The 15,624-nt window shown below is 43.1% G+C and carries 15 protein-coding genes and 2 pseudogenes; 7 read left to right on the plus strand and 10 right to left on the minus strand.

Going from position 1 to position 15,624, the window contains the following annotated elements; all coding sequences use genetic code 11:
- The 3 genes from NI464_RS07760 to phoR all read left to right on the plus strand — a co-directional run bounded on the left by NI464_RS07760 (nucleotide 1) and on the right by phoR (nucleotide 3,022).
- Entirely contained in the window at nucleotides 1-678 is a 678-nt protein-coding gene (locus NI464_RS07760; protein ID WP_253138107.1) for a TetR/AcrR family transcriptional regulator, read from the plus strand.
- A gap of 249 nt (nucleotides 679-927) precedes the next feature.
- A complete protein-coding gene (phoB, locus tag NI464_RS07765; protein WP_004280972.1) occupies nucleotides 928-1,638 on the plus strand; it encodes a phosphate regulon transcriptional regulator PhoB in 711 nt (236 codons plus the stop codon).
- Nucleotides 1,639-1,663: 25 nt separating this feature from the next.
- Complete coding sequence (gene phoR / locus NI464_RS07770; protein WP_253138108.1) at nucleotides 1,664-3,022, plus strand: phosphate regulon sensor histidine kinase PhoR; 1,359 nt, start codon at nucleotides 1,664-1,666, stop codon at nucleotides 3,020-3,022.
- Nucleotides 3,023-3,068: 46 nt separating this feature from the next.
- Here the strand turns inward: phoR and NI464_RS07775 are convergent, their stop codons facing one another.
- Nucleotides 3,069-3,719 (minus strand): glutathione S-transferase family protein, encoded by a 651-nt coding sequence (locus NI464_RS07775; RefSeq protein WP_005245338.1) that lies wholly within the window; start codon nucleotides 3,717-3,719, stop codon nucleotides 3,069-3,071.
- A gap of 160 nt (nucleotides 3,720-3,879) precedes the next feature.
- Nucleotides 3,880-4,827, minus strand: coding sequence for a pirin family protein (locus NI464_RS07780; protein WP_253138109.1), 948 nt, complete (start codon nucleotides 4,825-4,827; stop codon nucleotides 3,880-3,882).
- Nucleotides 4,828-5,323: 496 nt separating this feature from the next.
- Here NI464_RS07780 and NI464_RS07785 point away from each other — a divergent pair, with 496 nt between their 5' ends.
- Both NI464_RS07785 and NI464_RS07790 read left to right on the plus strand, forming a co-directional pair.
- The gene (locus NI464_RS07785; RefSeq protein WP_253138110.1) at nucleotides 5,324-6,646 is read left to right on the plus strand and encodes a GGDEF domain-containing protein; all 1,323 of its coding nucleotides are present in this window, start codon (nucleotides 5,324-5,326) and stop codon (nucleotides 6,644-6,646) included.
- Between the two features lie 190 nt (nucleotides 6,647-6,836).
- Nucleotides 6,837-7,199: pseudogene (locus tag NI464_RS07790) on the plus strand (GGDEF domain-containing protein); the annotation flags it as partial.
- Between the two features lie 12 nt (nucleotides 7,200-7,211).
- Here the strand turns inward: NI464_RS07790 and NI464_RS07795 are convergent.
- Nucleotides 7,212-7,963 (minus strand): IS5 family transposase gene (locus NI464_RS07795; RefSeq protein ID WP_411800830.1). Its coding sequence is split into 2 segments (ribosomal slippage): nucleotides 7,212-7,729 and nucleotides 7,729-7,963, totalling 753 coding nucleotides; the frame shifts between segments, so codons are not numbered across the junction.
- 82 nt (nucleotides 7,964-8,045) lie between these two features.
- Between NI464_RS07795 and NI464_RS07800 the strand changes: the two are divergent.
- Nucleotides 8,046-8,903, plus strand: a pseudogene (locus NI464_RS07800) (GGDEF domain-containing protein); the annotation flags it as partial.
- Nucleotides 8,904-8,911: 8 nt separating this feature from the next.
- Here NI464_RS07800 and NI464_RS07805 read toward each other — a convergent pair.
- Nucleotides 8,912-9,844 carry a restriction endonuclease gene (locus tag NI464_RS07805; RefSeq protein ID WP_253138112.1) on the minus strand — a complete coding sequence of 311 codons (933 nt, stop codon included), beginning with the start codon at nucleotides 9,842-9,844 and terminating at the stop codon, nucleotides 8,912-8,914.
- Between the two features lie 159 nt (nucleotides 9,845-10,003).
- Complete coding sequence (guaA, locus tag NI464_RS07810; RefSeq protein WP_004280963.1) at nucleotides 10,004-11,572, minus strand: glutamine-hydrolyzing GMP synthase; 1,569 nt, start codon at nucleotides 11,570-11,572, stop codon at nucleotides 10,004-10,006.
- Nucleotides 11,573-11,916: 344 nt separating this feature from the next.
- Here guaA and NI464_RS07815 point away from each other — a divergent pair, with 344 nt between their 5' ends.
- Nucleotides 11,917-12,555, plus strand: a complete 639-nt coding sequence (locus tag NI464_RS07815) for a DedA family protein (RefSeq protein ID WP_004644839.1) — start codon at nucleotides 11,917-11,919, stop codon at nucleotides 12,553-12,555.
- Between the two features lie 38 nt (nucleotides 12,556-12,593).
- Here NI464_RS07815 and NI464_RS07820 read toward each other — a convergent pair whose 3' ends face one another.
- From NI464_RS07820 to NI464_RS07840, 5 genes are all read right to left on the minus strand, one after another.
- Complete coding sequence (locus NI464_RS07820; protein WP_253138113.1) at nucleotides 12,594-13,187, minus strand: threonine transporter RhtB; 594 nt, start codon at nucleotides 13,185-13,187, stop codon at nucleotides 12,594-12,596.
- 197 nt (nucleotides 13,188-13,384) lie between these two features.
- Complete coding sequence (locus NI464_RS07825; protein ID WP_085064705.1) at nucleotides 13,385-13,777, minus strand: hypothetical protein; 393 nt, start codon at nucleotides 13,775-13,777, stop codon at nucleotides 13,385-13,387.
- A 13-nt stretch (nucleotides 13,778-13,790) separates the two neighbouring features.
- Nucleotides 13,791-14,627 carry a ParA family protein gene (locus NI464_RS07830; protein ID WP_004280959.1) on the minus strand — a complete coding sequence of 279 codons (837 nt, stop codon included), beginning with the start codon at nucleotides 14,625-14,627 and terminating at the stop codon, nucleotides 13,791-13,793.
- A 96-nt stretch (nucleotides 14,628-14,723) separates the two neighbouring features.
- Nucleotides 14,724-15,116, minus strand: coding sequence for a SirB2 family protein (locus NI464_RS07835; RefSeq protein ID WP_253138114.1), 393 nt, complete (start codon nucleotides 15,114-15,116; stop codon nucleotides 14,724-14,726).
- 9 nt (nucleotides 15,117-15,125) lie between these two features.
- The gene (locus tag NI464_RS07840; protein WP_004732660.1) at nucleotides 15,126-15,434 is read right to left on the minus strand and encodes a BolA family protein; all 309 of its coding nucleotides are present in this window, start codon (nucleotides 15,432-15,434) and stop codon (nucleotides 15,126-15,128) included.
- Between the last annotated feature and the right edge of the window lie 190 nt (nucleotides 15,435-15,624).

Below are 15,624 nucleotides of genomic sequence, written 5' to 3' on the forward strand. Positions count from 1 at the left end.
ATGACCGATTCAATCGACTCAGCAGAAAAATCGCGACCCTCCAAAACTAAGGAACGTCAGTTTAAAGGCCTGTCGATGGCTGAACGGCAGCAGGCACGTCGTGAAAAGCTCATCGAAGCCGGGATTGAAGCCTATGGTAGTTATGGTTTTTTTTCAGTTACCGTCAAAGATATCTGCAATGAAGCCAAACTGACTGAACGTTATTTTTATGAATCTTTCAAGAAAAGCGAACATCTGTTTCAGACCATTTTCTTAAAACTGATTGATGAACTGCAACAGAATGTGATGCAGGCCATGATGCAGGCATCGACCGATCCGAAAAAAATGATCGAAGCCGGTCTGACTGCTCTACTCACTACCCTGCGTGACAATCCGCGCATGGCACGGATCATTTATATCGATGCCATGCTGGTACAGGAGCTGCATAATCAGGCCACTATTCATGAAACCATGTCACGTTTCGACCGCATGATTCATGCCTTTGTCATGGTGATGATGCCGCAATTAAATCGCAGCGAGCAGGAAATTTCCCTGGTTTCGACTGGTTTAAATGGCTATGTCACCCAAATTGCTATTCGTTGGGTGATGAGCGGTTTTAAGCATTCGCTTGAGGAAGTTTTATCGTCTTGTAGTGTGGTTTTTTTGGCGCTGCTCGAGTCATTTTCCGAGAAAAAATAGCTGTTAAATCCTGTGCTTAATAGGTTTCCATCTTTTCTGTAGTGAATGAAATATTTATGCTGTACTACGGAAATGAGTAAAATTAATTTATGATTTTTTAACAAGTTTCTGCATTATATTTGTCACAAATCTTTGCGAATATCAGCAGTTTTTCCCTTTCTGCAATGATACTGTCATAATTAGTCTTTGTAATAAGCCTGTCATAAATATAAAACGGTTCACCGTTTACATGAAATAGGGTATTGCGTTGTGAAAGATGACTACATATTAATCGTCGATGACGAGCTCCCGATTCGGGAAATGATCCATACCTCTCTGGATATGGCCGGTTTTCAGTGCTTGCAGGCAGAAGATGCCAAGCAGGCGCATCAGATGATTGTGGATCAGCGTCCGGCACTGATTTTGCTGGACTGGATGATGCCAGGTGGCGTCAGCGGTGTGGACCTGTGTCGTCGTCTGAAACGTGATGAAAGCCTGTCAGAAATTCCGGTGATTATGCTCACAGCGCGCGGTGAAGAAGACCACAAGGTACAAGGTCTGGATGCCGGTGCCGATGACTACATGACCAAGCCATTCTCGACCCGGGAACTGGTCTCGCGGATTAAGGCGGTACTGCGCCGCGCCAATGCCCTGAGCGGTGAAAAAACTATTGATGCCAACGGCTTGATTCTGGATCCGGTCAGCCAGCGGGTGAATTTTGGTAACAACATTCTGGAAATGGGTCCGACTGAATACCGTTTACTGGCATTCTTCATGACCCATCCGGAACGTGCCTATACCCGTGCGCAATTGCTGGATCAGGTTTGGGGCGGTAACGTCTATATTGAAGACCGGACTATCGATGTGCATATCCGCCGTTTGCGTAAAGTGCTGGAACCTTATGGTGTAGACCGTTTTGTACAGACCGTTCGCGGAACGGGGTATCGTTTCTCGACGCGTTCAGATGTCGCTTTAGGTTAATATCTTTTAAGGTAAATCTTGTTTTATGTATGAACCCTACCCTGTCCCCGAACTGGCACGCGAACACAAAAGAATCCGTTACAGCAGTTTATGGGATTTTGCGAAGCAGGATTTACGCCTACTGGCTTTTTTCCTGATTATCGCCAGCTTTATCGGTTTTGGGATTGGGTATTTCTGGATTTGTATCGTAATTGCTTTCGTGGCGTTCTTTGCGACCCAAATGCGTTCCTTATATCTGGTCAATGAATGGATTTCCAATCGCCCTTATGATGTTCCACCAAATATTGGCGGGATTTGGGGTGCGCTACTTTTCAATGTTTACCGCGCCCAACGTCAGGAACGGATTGTTCAGGCGGAAATGGTCGAACTGATTGATCGTGCACAGTCTTCACTGGTGGCCTTGCAAGAAGCTGTGGTACTACTTGATGAAAACCAGCAGATTGAATGGTGGAATCCGGCAGCCGAACGTCTGCTCGGAATCTCCAGTGACGACCGTCGCCGTAATATCCTGACCTTGCTACGCCAACCAAGCTTTATCGAATACTATCACCATATTGATGAATCTCCCGACGGCCTGAAAATGCGTTCTTCGCTGTTCGAAGACCATTATGTGCAGGTCAAAATGACCCGTTTTGGTGGAGAAAGCCGGGTACTGGTCGCTTATGATGTGACCAGGATGCATAATCTGGAACAGATGCGAAAGGATTTTGTCGACAATATTTCACATGAACTGCGCACTCCTTTGACCGTGCTCAGTGGCTATATTGAAACCTTTACCGATCAGGAAGATATTAATCCACGCTGGAAACGCGCTTTTGATCAGATGCAGTCGCAAACCCGACGCATGAATGCTCTGGTCAACGACCTGCTGCTGCTGTCACGTCTGGAAAATGATAAGAATATTGCCAAAAACCAGATCATTGAAATGCCGAGTCTGATGAACCAGCTATTCGATGATGCCCAGGCCTATAATATTGATTATGGTCATACCCTGAATCTGGACATTGACAGTCATTGCGATCTGATCGGTTCAGATATGGAATTGGCTAGCGCCTTTAGTAACCTGATCATCAATGCCATCAAGTACACGCCTAAAGGCGGCACCATCACCATCGGCTGGCATGATGATGGTGAATCGGCTTATTTTGTGGTGCAAGATAACGGTATCGGGATTGATCCCAAGCATCTGCCACGTCTGACCGAGCGTTTTTACCGCATCGATTCAGACCGCAGCCGCCGTACTGGCGGTACCGGTTTGGGATTGGCAATTGTCAAACATGTGCTGATGCAACATCAGGCACATCTGGAAATTGAGTCCAAGGAAAACCAAGGCTCTACCTTTAAGGTGATTTTCCCCAAAGAGCGTCTCAGCTTTCCAGAGTAAGATACCCATCAAAAAAGGTGCCATTGGTACCTTTTCTTTTAAGTACTTAAGAGCTGATCTGTTTTTCTTTGGACAGTGCACGCGCATAGGCTGCACGTTGCGAGACCCGTTTCAGATAGGCTTGAATCGCTGGATAGCTTTGACCCGTCCGGCTCTGCATCGCTTCCAAAGGAAAACTCATCTGAATATCGGCAAAACTGAAATGCCCGGCAAAATAATCATGCTCGCTCAAATAGCTTTCCAGAAACTGGATATGATCTTTTAAACGGCTCTGTACAAACTGTTTTTTCACTCCATCACAGATTTTCTTGGCCACCGGCCGAATCAGCAACGGGGTATGTTTTGGTACAGTGGTCATCACCAGTTGCATTACCAGCAGCGGCATCAACGAGCCTTCCGCATAATGCATCCAGTAACGGTACTGGGCCTTGTCGGCAATATCTTCTGGGCGAAACTGCTGCTGTTCATCATAAGTTTCCTGCAAATATTCCAGGATCGCCGCAGATTCTGCCAGTACCTGCGACTGATCGACCAGAATCGGAGCCTTACCCAACGGATGGATCTGTTTTAAGGCCGGTGGCGCAGAAAGGTTGGGTTGACGTTTATAGTATTTAACCTCGTAATCCAGTCCTAATTCTTCCATGGCCCACAGGATACGAAATGATCGTGATTGTTCGAGATGATGTAAAACACGCATATTAGACTCATGATTTTATTGTTCTTACTTTTCGAGCATAGCAAAAAGCAGCAGACTCTAGCTCATTTTTTGATGACTGTAATGATATGTATCCTATGTTGTAGATTCACTATTTGAGTTCAACTCAGACAGCGCTCCATATTCCCATCATTTTTAGCATTTATCGGGAAGCACGCATCTGGTCTGGAAATGCAGGCGCTTCTAAACGTGGCCCATCATAGGCAGGAATGGAACTAAAACGTTCATGACCTTCAATCCATTGTTCCCGCGCAATTTTAAGTTCCTCTGTCGTACGCCCGACCAGATTCCACCACAGTAAAATCGGGCTTTCAAATGGTTCCCCACCAATCAATAGCACCCGGCTCCCGGTATGAATTTCAGCATTGACTTGCTGCAACCCCGGCTCCAGGATCAGCATATTATCTTCAGTCAGTTCATGCCCATTAATGCTGGCCGTCCCTTCAAGCACCATAAAGCCATATTCAAATTTCGGATTCAGCGGCAAGCGCGCACTGGTACTTTGAGCTGCATACAGGTCTACTCCGAGCAGTTCGCTATGCACTTTAACTGGTGATCTCGTTTTTAAATATTCTCCGACCAGCACGGTAAACTCAATGCCTTGCTCATTTATGACCGGCAATTCAGGATAATGTTCAAAACCCGGTGCCATATTGATCTTGTCATCCGGCAAGGCAATCCATAACTGCGCTGCATGCATATGCGTTTCACTTTCAGGAGAGACTTCGGTATGTGAAATGCCATAACCCGAGGTCATCAGATTGACCTGCTTGGGACGAATCAATTGCTGATTTCCCAGACTGTCATTGTGCATCATGCTGCCTTCGATCATCCAGGTAAAGGTCTGCAGACCAATGTGTGGATGAGGGCCGATATCCAGACCATCTCCTTGCGGGAAACTGGCCGGACCCGCATGATCCAGAAAACACCAGGCACCAATCATGCGCTTATGCCGGCTCGGCAAGGCGCGTTTAATCACGGTGCCCTGCCCGATTTCCGCGCGACGTAAAGGAAACTCCTGAATAAACTGATTCACGTACTTTTCACAATCATCGGAATTCGACAGTTCAATATCACTATTATTCGACATGGCTGAGCTTACCTCGGCATTTTCATTCTACTTTTGAGTGGCTGAGACATGCATTTGACCGATTCAAGATGCCTCTCTGTTCAGGACAATGTACAGGGTCTATGGGCAAAATCTATCCTTGGAAATATTTAGATACGTATAAAACTCCTCATTAGTCCCATCAATTTAAATCCTGAAAAGCTGATGAGATTTGTATCCAAAGCCCCAAACTTGAGTTTTAGCAAGTCAATCATGATTTAGGTACATGGCGTTATGAGTTTAAATAAACTGAAGATCAGGAATGTCATTTATGTTTCACGTGAAACGAATCAACAACATCCAAAGCCCCCATGAATAAGATGATTATTCATGTATTTCAATCACTTTCCATTTAACAAAACACAAATTTTGTTACGTTTTAGCATTAAAAACTTCCCGGATACCCAATTTTTGGGAGGTTATTTTTTACTCAACCACGGCATAATAGGCACCTATAAAAATAATACTGGACCAGGACATGTCTGCTCAGAATGAGAATATATATTCAACGGCGAATGTATCTTTTCAAAATTCGACGACCGATAAATCACTGAAATTATCTGAATGTGATCTGCAAAACCGTCAGCTGATTGAACAGGCGCTGACAGATCCTCATGCCCGTATTCCTGCCCCGTTTCAGCAGTATTTTCATGATTATGTCTATACGCATAGTCATCATAACTTGCGTCAGATTAACTATCTGGCGCAAATAGCCTTTTTACTGTATTTCTTTGCCGATATTCTGATTATTCCAGACATGTTTTTTATTTCTGGTCTGATGCGCGTCGTTTTGGTTCTGGGCACGATGTTTTGCTGTTATTACTTGTTTAAAAAACATAAAAATATTCAGATTCTGGACAGAATCTTGCCGATAGGCACCACTGTGGCTGCAGCGGCCTGGATTGGCTTACTCGCGCTTTCAACCAGTCCGCATGTTGCCACTTATATTTACGCCTCTGCGATCTTTATTCTCATCGCCAATCTCTGTATACAGACCCAGTTTAAAGTCGCGGTCTATTGCTCCATCTTGATCGCCCTGTTTATCATGCTTGGGGTATCCCAGTTCATGAGTGCTTCTCAAGCCTTTATTTTTAGCGTGGTCTTTAGTCCACTGTGGTTTTTTAGTATTTATATTAACTGGAATAATATTCTAAATGTGCGGCGTTCTTTTTTGCGCTCCCTGCTTGATGAATGGAACTATCAAACCTTAAAGAATCTGGCCCATACCGATGATTTGACCCAGCTCTACAACCGTCGCCATTTTGTCGATATGGCTGAACGCTCTATTCATCAATGGCCTAAACATGCCAGTAGCTGCCTGTTGATGTTTGATGTGGATCATTTTAAAAATATTAATGATAGCTATGGGCATGATGTCGGTGATCGGGTGCTACAACTAATTGCTGAGGTGACCCGTAAAGAAATGCGGCATAGCGATGTACTGGCACGTTTTGGTGGGGAAGAGTTTATTGCCCTCTTGGAAGATACTCAGCTGCAAGACAGCCTGGTGATTGCAGAACGAATTCGTTGTGCAATTCAAAAGCAGTATATTTATGTTGAATCCAATCATGCCATCCGGTTCACCATTTCGATCGGTGTTGCAGAACTAGAATCCCATACCCAGACTCTGGAAGATCTGATCAAACAAGCCGATATCGCCTTATATCAAGCCAAGAAGTCTGGCCGAAACCGGATTGAAGTCTATCATCCGGATATGCTGAATAAGCCCAAGCCAGCAACAGAAAATCCCTGGAATGTATTTAAGCCAGACACTCAACCAGCCCAGTCAACGGCGAATTAAAGCTGAATCATTAGTCTGTTCTATAAGCTAGGATCATTCTTAGAATGCGTTAATCGGGGATTTCATTTTATAAAATAAATTTGATTCTTCCACTTTTAAAATATCCAACAAAAGAATAGAATATTTTTTATACAACTATATATAAATTTCATCTTATTCATTTTTATATATTTTAATTTGGGAAGGCTGCATGCCGCATGATAACGAAAAAGAATCACGTACCCTGATTCAGGAGGCTCTTCAAGATCCGCTTGTCCGTATTCCTGCGCCTTTAAAACCGGCCTACTATGCCCATCAAAAAAAGCTCACTTTAAAATACTTGTTACAGGTTAATTTATTCGCACAGCTGGCATATGCCTCTTATACCCTCGCCGATATTCTGGTGCTGAATGATATTCTCAAGTTGCTCATTTTGACCAAAATCAGCTATACCATCCTGATCGTACTGATCACGATCTGGATGTATCACTCTTATCGCAATTTACCTGTGTTTGATTTACTCTTGCCTACCTCAATTATTGGCGCAAGTGCCATCTGGTTTTTTAATCTAAACTAGGGTGTGTCCTCATTTGGCTTTGCACCAAATAAATATACAGGCTATACGAATCATAGATTTATAATTGCGTGCCAGTTTATCAAATCGAGTTGCAATAGCACGGAAATGTTTTAATCTCGAAAATGCATTTTCAACTAAGTGTCTTAATTTATATAGATATTTATCAAATTCCTTATTCGATCTCTTACTGTTTGATCTCAATGGAATAATGGGAATCATATTCTTGTTCTTGGCATATATTCTAATGTACTCAGCATCATACCCCTTATCAGCAATGAGATAAGTTGCCTCGTCTACCGTATCAATCAGTTGTTTTGCAACTTGACTGTCGTGGACGTCACCCCCAGTGATTTTAAAATCAATCGGTAATCCATTCGCGTCGGTTGCAAGATGTATTTTTGTTGTTCGTCCACCACGTGATTGTCCAATTGCTCTTTCGAAACCATGCCGAGCTCCACTTGCATGTTGATGCACGCGTATGTAACTTCCGTCAATGAATACCCATTCTTGATCCAAGACGCCTCGTAATCTAAAAAAAATTTATCCCACAATCCCTTGCTTGCCCAACGATTAAAGCGATTGTAAGCAGTTTGCCAAGGACAAAATTCTTGGGGAATATCACGCCATGTGGCGCCTGTACGCAGTTTCCATAAGATCGCTTCCATGATATTTCTACTATTCTTTGAACAGTAACAACCGTGTAATCGCATAGTATCTTGAATTTGCTGCCAGATATCATCGGTGAGAAGAGTACGTGCCATTGAAAAAATATAGAAATCAAAAGAGCTTAAAGGAGGATTTTAAGTATTTAAAACCAATTTTTCAAATGAGGACACGCCCTAGTCTGAAAGTGCTTATACCCTCATTTATCAATATGCCTCCTTGGTCTTTATTGTGTTGGCCAATTTATGTGTGCAGATCCGGTTCTGGCCGTCTTTGATTACTTCGAGTCTGATTACCCTGATAATTTACATCGGCGTATATTTCAATACTCGGTCTGACCTGTACCAGATGTTTTTATTTTCCCTGATTTATCTGCCGGTATTGACCTTCAGTCTTTATATTAGTTGGAGCTCAACCTTAAAATCACGCATGGTATTCTTGCAGCATACCCTGAATGAATATAACCGGCAGGCCTTTGAAAATATGGCCCATACCGATTCCCTCACCGGCCTGAATAACCGTCGCTGTTTTGAATATCTCGCGCAACAACTGGTACAACAGAATTTTGATCAACCGGTACCTATGAATTTACTGGTATTTGATGTGGATCATTTTAAGCAGATTAATGATCGTTATGGTCATGATATCGGAGATCAGGTCTTACAGACGATTGCCCTGAGCACACGCAGTGAAATGCGACAGCATGATATTTTGGCACACTATGGCGGTGAAGAATTTATTGCATTTTTACCCGAAACCTCTCTGGATGAAGCGCTAAAAGTTGCCGAGCGTTTAAGGCATAACATTGAAAATATTGTGATCGATCTAGACAGCCAGCATCGTTTCAGTTTTAGCATTTCGATTGGTGCTGCCATTCTGGAAAGCTGTGAAACAGATTTAATGACCCTGATTAAACAGGCCGATATTGCCTTATATCAGGCTAAAGCCAATGGACGGAATCGGGTTGAAGCTTATGATCCAGATCTGGAGCAAAGTTTAGCTGGGGAGCTGCAAAACTGGCAGGTTAAACCGGCTTAAATTACCCGTTAAAAATTATCTTCATCAAAACGATCTTGGTCGATTTTATAGATATGAAAACTACGTTCTATTTGTACACCTAAACCAAATTCAATCATTAAAGACGTCAGCTTATCGCCATCAATTAAAACAATACCGGATTTTCTTGCCGACTCAATGGCCTCTTTACTGAAACTTGACGTAGTAATGAATACACCCTTCTTAGCAACTTGATCGGCCAAAGCACCTTTAAACTGTTGAATGTCGGGACGACCAACAGTATCTTTCCAACGTTTCGCTTGGATGTAAATTTTATCTAGCCCTAATCGATCTTCACTAATTACACCATCAATTCCACCATCGTTGGTTTTACCAATCGCTTGAGCTGCATCTTGATGTGAACCGCCGTAGCCCATTGCCACCAGAAGATCGACAACCAGTCTTTCAAAAAATGAAGGAGATTTATCTTTTACCATCTGAAGCAAATCACTTTTCAAATCAGATTTTAATAATTCCGTTGTGTTCTGGATTGTTTCTTCTGGAGTCTGAGTTTCTTGGTAACTATTTAGGCTTTCAATAACTTGTAGATTCCCGATCCCAAACTCCTCTTTATTTTTCTTTCCTAATTTAAAATCTGAAAATCCGTTGAACTGTGCTAAATATTCATTTGTTATAGCATCTAAACTTTTTAAATCAACCTGTCTACCCAAGCTACTAATCTCACAATATGCTCTCTTCGGTTGTTGAACTAAGCCCGCCTTAACTAAGTAGGTCTTTGCCCATGCCACTCTATCTTTAAATATATTTTTCCCGCTCGGAAGAATTTTATTTAAATCCTCTTCGTGTAAATTGGAACGTTCAGCTAGGATATTCGCAGCATCCGAAATTTTTATTGGCTCATTTAATTCTGATAATAATTTCATTAAAGGCAGCATTAATTGATCATAAGTAGGTAAAGGCATTTTTTAGCTTTTAAAGGTTTATTTTTATTCAGTATAAATCAAAAAAAGAGCGCCGAAGCGCTCTTTTTTATTAGGTTATATCTGATAAACCAGATACTGCCACGCGCATAGCGCTTGGCGTAATTTAGGCGGACAGCAGTGCTGTCCGAAACCCCTAAATTACTCCCATTCAATTGTTGCTGGTGGTTTAGACGATACGTCATACACAACACGAGAAACTTCAGCAATTTCATTCATGATACGGGTCGAGATCTTATCGACTAAATCATAAGGAAGATGCGCGAAACGAGCCGTCATAAAGTCCACGGTTTCTACCGCACGCAGTGCAATCACCCATGCATAACGACGGCCATCACCGACTACACCCACCGATTTTACTGGCTGGAATACTGCAAATGCTTGAGCAGTCTTGTCATACCAGCCGCTGGCACGCAGTTCTTGCATGAAGATGTCATCTGCAAGACGTAAAATGTCTGCATATTCTTTTTTCACTTCACCCAAGATACGCACACCTAGACCTGGGCCTGGGAATGGATGACGATAGATCATGCTGTGTGGCAAACCTAAAGTCGTACCCAATTTACGCACTTCATCTTTAAACAAGTCACGTAATGGTTCAACTAGTTCAAACGCTAGATCTGCTGGTAAACCACCCACATTGTGGTGCGATTTAATCACATGCGCCTTGCCCTGCTTGCTTGCAGCAGATTCAATCACGTCTGGATAAATCGTACCTTGTGCAAGGAATTTTACGCCATCTAATTTACGTGCTTCTTCAGCGAAGACAGCAATAAATTCACGGCCAATAATTTTACGTTTTGCTTCAGGATCAACTTCACCTGCAAGCGCAGTCAAGAAACGCTCTTCAGCATCAGCACGAATCACGCGGATACCCATGTTGTCAGCAAACATTTGCATCACTTGATCGCCTTCGTTCAAACGAAGCAGACCATTGTCTACAAATACACAGGTCAGCTGATCACCGATCGCTTTATGCAACAGCGCTGCCACTACAGATGAATCCACACCACCAGAAAGTCCTAGTAATACTTTTTCATCACCAATCTGTTGGCGAAGCTGTTCTACACGTAGATCAATAATGTGTTCTGGCGTCCACAGACCGCGACAGCCACAAATTTGATGCACGAAGTTCGACAGTAATTCTGCACCTTTAGAAGTATGTGTCACTTCAGGATGGAACTGAATACCATAGAAACGGCGAGTTTCGTCAGAAACCATCGCAATTGGACAGCTTGGCGTCTGTGCAGTGATTTGGAAGCCTTCTGGAATACGGGCAACTTTATCGCCATGGCTCATCCAGACATGCAGCTGGTTTTCACGGTCCTGTAAATTACCGATCAGCTTGTCACGTACAACAATATCTACTTCTGCATAGCCAAACTCATGTACATGACCCGGCTCAACTTTACCGCCAAGCTGTTCGCACATGGTTTGCAGGCCATAACAAATACCCAATACTGGCACACCAAGTTCGAATACCACTTGCGGCGCACGCGGGCTGCCTTCAAGGTGAACGCTCTCAGGTCCACCAGACAAGATGATACCGTTTGGATTAAATGCACGAATGTCTTCTTCAGACATATCATAGGCATACATTTCAGAATATACACCAGCTTCACGAACACGACGTGCGATGAGCTGACTATATTGAGAACCGAAATCCAGAATCAGGATACGATCTTCAGTAATTTGAGTATTGGTAGTCATGACGAACAACTATGAAAGGCAAACGAAAGATAAGCGCCGTATTCTAACATTTTTCAGCGCATTAAGCACACAATTCGCATTAGGTATGCATTTAGTTGATTGCATTATATTTCTAGCACAACAAAGCATCCCTTCGGATGCCTTGTTTGATCTTTCATTTTTATATTTTTAAGCTCAAGATTTAATCCAATTAAGTCTATTTTTATAAAAATCTGAAGATAATATGTAAGAGAAATTTTGGCTCGATTGAAGATGAATGAAGCGTTAATTATTTTACTTTCTGGTACTGACTTTCATGCCCCGGGCTGTTAGGATTTGACCACACTTTTGCTTGTACTGGGCTCATGGAACTGATTGATTTTATCTTGCATGTTGATGATCACTTGCTTGAATTTATCACCAATTACGGGATCTGGATTTATGCCATTCTTTTCCTGATTATCTTTGTAGAAACAGGTCTGGTGGTGATGCCGTTCCTGCCCGGCGACAGCTTGCTATTTGCAGCAGGGGCACTGGCAGCCTCTACAGGTGCGATGGATCCATGGGTGCTGATTCCACTCTTGTTTGTTGCAGCAGTTCTGGGTGATACCCTGAATTATCATATTGGTAAATATATTGGTCCTCGGGTTTTCGAGATCGAATCGCGCTTCATCAATAAAAAACATTTATTGGCGACCCAGCAATTCTTTGCCAGACATGGTGGTAAGACTATTATTTTCGCGCGTTTTGTTCCTTTTGCCCGTACCTTTGCACCCTTCGTTGCCGGTGCTGGCAGCATGAATTACAAATATTTCCTGACCTATAATGTGGTGGGTGCATTTGCCTGGATTAGCTCATTTGTCATTTTGGGCTATATGTTTGGCAATATGCCGATCGTTAAAGACAACTTCACCTATCTAATTTTTGGCATCATTATTTTAAGTGTATTGCCAGGTGTGATTGGCTTTATCCAGCAAAAACTTAAAAAAAGTAAAACAGCTTAAGAACTGTTTACATTAAGATTTTTTTACAGCCTGTGCGTTTAATCCCAGAGCTTGATCAGGAGTGGGATCAGACAAAGCAGGACAAATAGAGCCGCGCCTTTATAAATGAGGCCGGCTTTTATTTTTTCAGATGGACTGGTCAAAATGGCCTGACCAAAGACCATCCAGAAAACCCCGACCGGAATGGTACTCAAACTAAAGGCAGCAAAAACCAGAACGAAGTTGGTCGGACTTTGCCAGGTTTCCATCGGTAAAATTCCAGAGGCCAACAAGGCTGCTTTGGGATTTTTTAGGGTAGTTGTAAACATTTGCCAGGGGCGAATCTGCGGATGGGTCTTGCTGTAACGTTCTAACTGCTGAGCCTTATATAAATGTAAGGTCATCCAGCCCACACAGATGGTACTCAGTACATAGACCAAGCCTTTAAAATTTGGCCAGATCGGTGACGCCAGATGAATCAACAAGGCCCAGACATTAATGGCATAAAAATAGCCGAGTAAAATGGCAGGAAGATAGAGACTGGTTTTGGCCTGCCCCTGCTGATGAGCAGAGCTGGCCACCAAGGCATTGGCAGGCCCTGGAACCATCAGTACAGCAATGAGTCCTAAAACAAATAACCAATTTTCAATCATCGCAATGAACTATTCCGGACCAAGATTCTAGCTTAATCAATATGGGAGTGGGATAACAAGCTTATAAATTTCAGATTTTTATACAGTCTGGTCAATTTCCAGTGAGTTTTATCTTAATTTAAGTCACACTTTTCTTGTTTAAAACAATAAAAAATGCCGACCTGAAGTCAGCATTTATTTGTTTTATATTGAATGATTTATTTAGGCGTCGCCTGCCGAACGATGATTGGACAGTTCTTATAACGTGCGGCCTGTACAATCGCTTCCTGCTCGCCTAAAAGCCGTGCCAGTTCGGTTCTTTTAGTATCAGATGATTGTCCCATATTGACTGAGATACTCGGACCAATACCCCATCCACCGCGACTACCCCAACCACCGCCAAGACCAACGCCCACACCGACGCCAGTACGTTTCGGTGGTTCAACGCCATTGTCGATATACTGCTGAATACGATTATATTCACCCTGTAATTGCGAACAACCCAAAGTCTGATAGAGGGTGGGTGACACATAAGTCGGTTTTACCGTCGTTGCACAGGCACTGAGTAATGCCAGTGCAGCAATACTCAGGCTGATTTTCACAAGTTTCATAGTTAACTCGATCTTAATTCTGCTCTATCTCATTGAACAACGATTGATAGGCCTGAGTCAATTTATGATCAGTAGCCAAATGAATCAAAGGCTGATTTTTCTGATGAGATTCTTTCATCAAGATCGACGGTGGCAACATACTGTCAAGTACCGGCAGCCCTTCATCTTTGAGCTGTTGTACCACTTCACGCGGTAATTTGGCCTGTGCCTGAAACTGGTTGACGACAATGCCTTCAATTTCCAGCCCTTCATTATGGTCATCTTGGGTTTCAATGACATTTTCAATCAGGGTCTGCAGGGCGCGTTTAGAAAACACGTCACAGTCGAAGGGAATCAGCACGCGGTTTGCCGCAATGAGTGCAGAAAGGGTAAAGAAATTAAACGCAGGTGGTGTATCAATAAACACCCGGTCATAATGTCCCGATAGCTGTTGCAAGGCATCTCTTAACTTGTAGATCTTGTGCTTGGACTCCAGTGCATGGGCCAATGCACCCAGCGTTGGACTGGCCGGAATAACATCCAGATGTTTAAAAGAAGATTGATGCACATAGCTTTCCAGGCCTTTACTACGACTTTTTAAAATCGAGCCAATCGCATTGCCGAGCAAACCCTTGCTTTGCTGATTACCGAGTACATCTTCAAAATAATTTTCGATATTTGGTTCGAGTGCCGGCTTGTCACTAGAATACGTCGCATCATCGCCCAGCACATACTGGCTGGAATTGGCCTGCGGATCCAGGTCAATCAATAAGGTTTTTAAACCCTGATGTGCACTGATCGCTGCCAGATTGACAGTAATACTCGACTTGCCTACCCCACCCTTTTGATTAAATACCACACGTGTACGCATGTCCCCCTCCTCACATTTTTAATTACTTTTACAACATTTGTATTTTTTAATTATCTGCATGGGCTGGCTGTGCTGATCATCACAGCCAGCCTGCTTTTAGCCAAAATTCGGCTTGATCATCACCAAGGCTAGAATTGATACTAACGAAACTACAGCAATAACTAAGCCAGCACGACGCTGCGACAGCAAGATCGAATCATCTTTTTTATAGGCTTTGCCTAGAGAGGACACCAGTACCAAAAATAAAATGACTTTGGCATAGAACCAAGGCTGCACATCAAAGTCTTTGAGGACGAGCGACACAATACCGGTCAGTGCAATCACCGTGATGGCTAAATGCTGTAAGGCCACGAGTGCTGTACGTGCCACCGGATTAGGTAAATTCCCTTGTGTACCGACAAACAAGGTCAAGGCACGGGCAAGAATGGCGACAATCGCCAGTCCTGCTACCGACATATGGATAATCTTGACTAAAAGTTGGGTTTCCATCATGTCCTCTTAGTTTTTAGGTGCGTGTGCACAAGCAGGACTGGTCGTATCCTGACCTGCCCATTCTTCAGGCAAAAATGCATGAATGGCCAGCGCATGAATCTTGTCTTTTGACAGCAGATCACCCGCAGCAGCATAAACTTTCTGATGACGCTGGACTGGACGTAAATCGGCAAAAGCCTGACTCACAATCACGGTTTTAAAATGCGATTCTTTTCCCGGAAAATAACCGCCATGACCCGAAGATTCATTCACTACTTCTAAATGGGTTGGGGATAATTGCGCCAAACGATCTTTCAGTTGTTGTTCTAAGCTCATGGCCTGACTCCAATCTTCAAAAATATAATCCCAGTATACCTTGTTCTGCTGAGTATTTCGGTAATCTGTTCAGGCGCAATCCGTTGATTGTGGCCAAGTTTCATTGATTTCTATATAAATATTGGTTATTTATTGTCTGGTCTACAGCATTTTGCTTTTATTTTATTCAATTGATACAAGATTTTTAACA

Origin of the sequence: Acinetobacter lwoffii, from assembly GCF_024129685.1 — a bacterium.
Taxonomy (GTDB): domain Bacteria; phylum Pseudomonadota; class Gammaproteobacteria; order Pseudomonadales; family Moraxellaceae; genus Acinetobacter; species Acinetobacter lwoffii_X.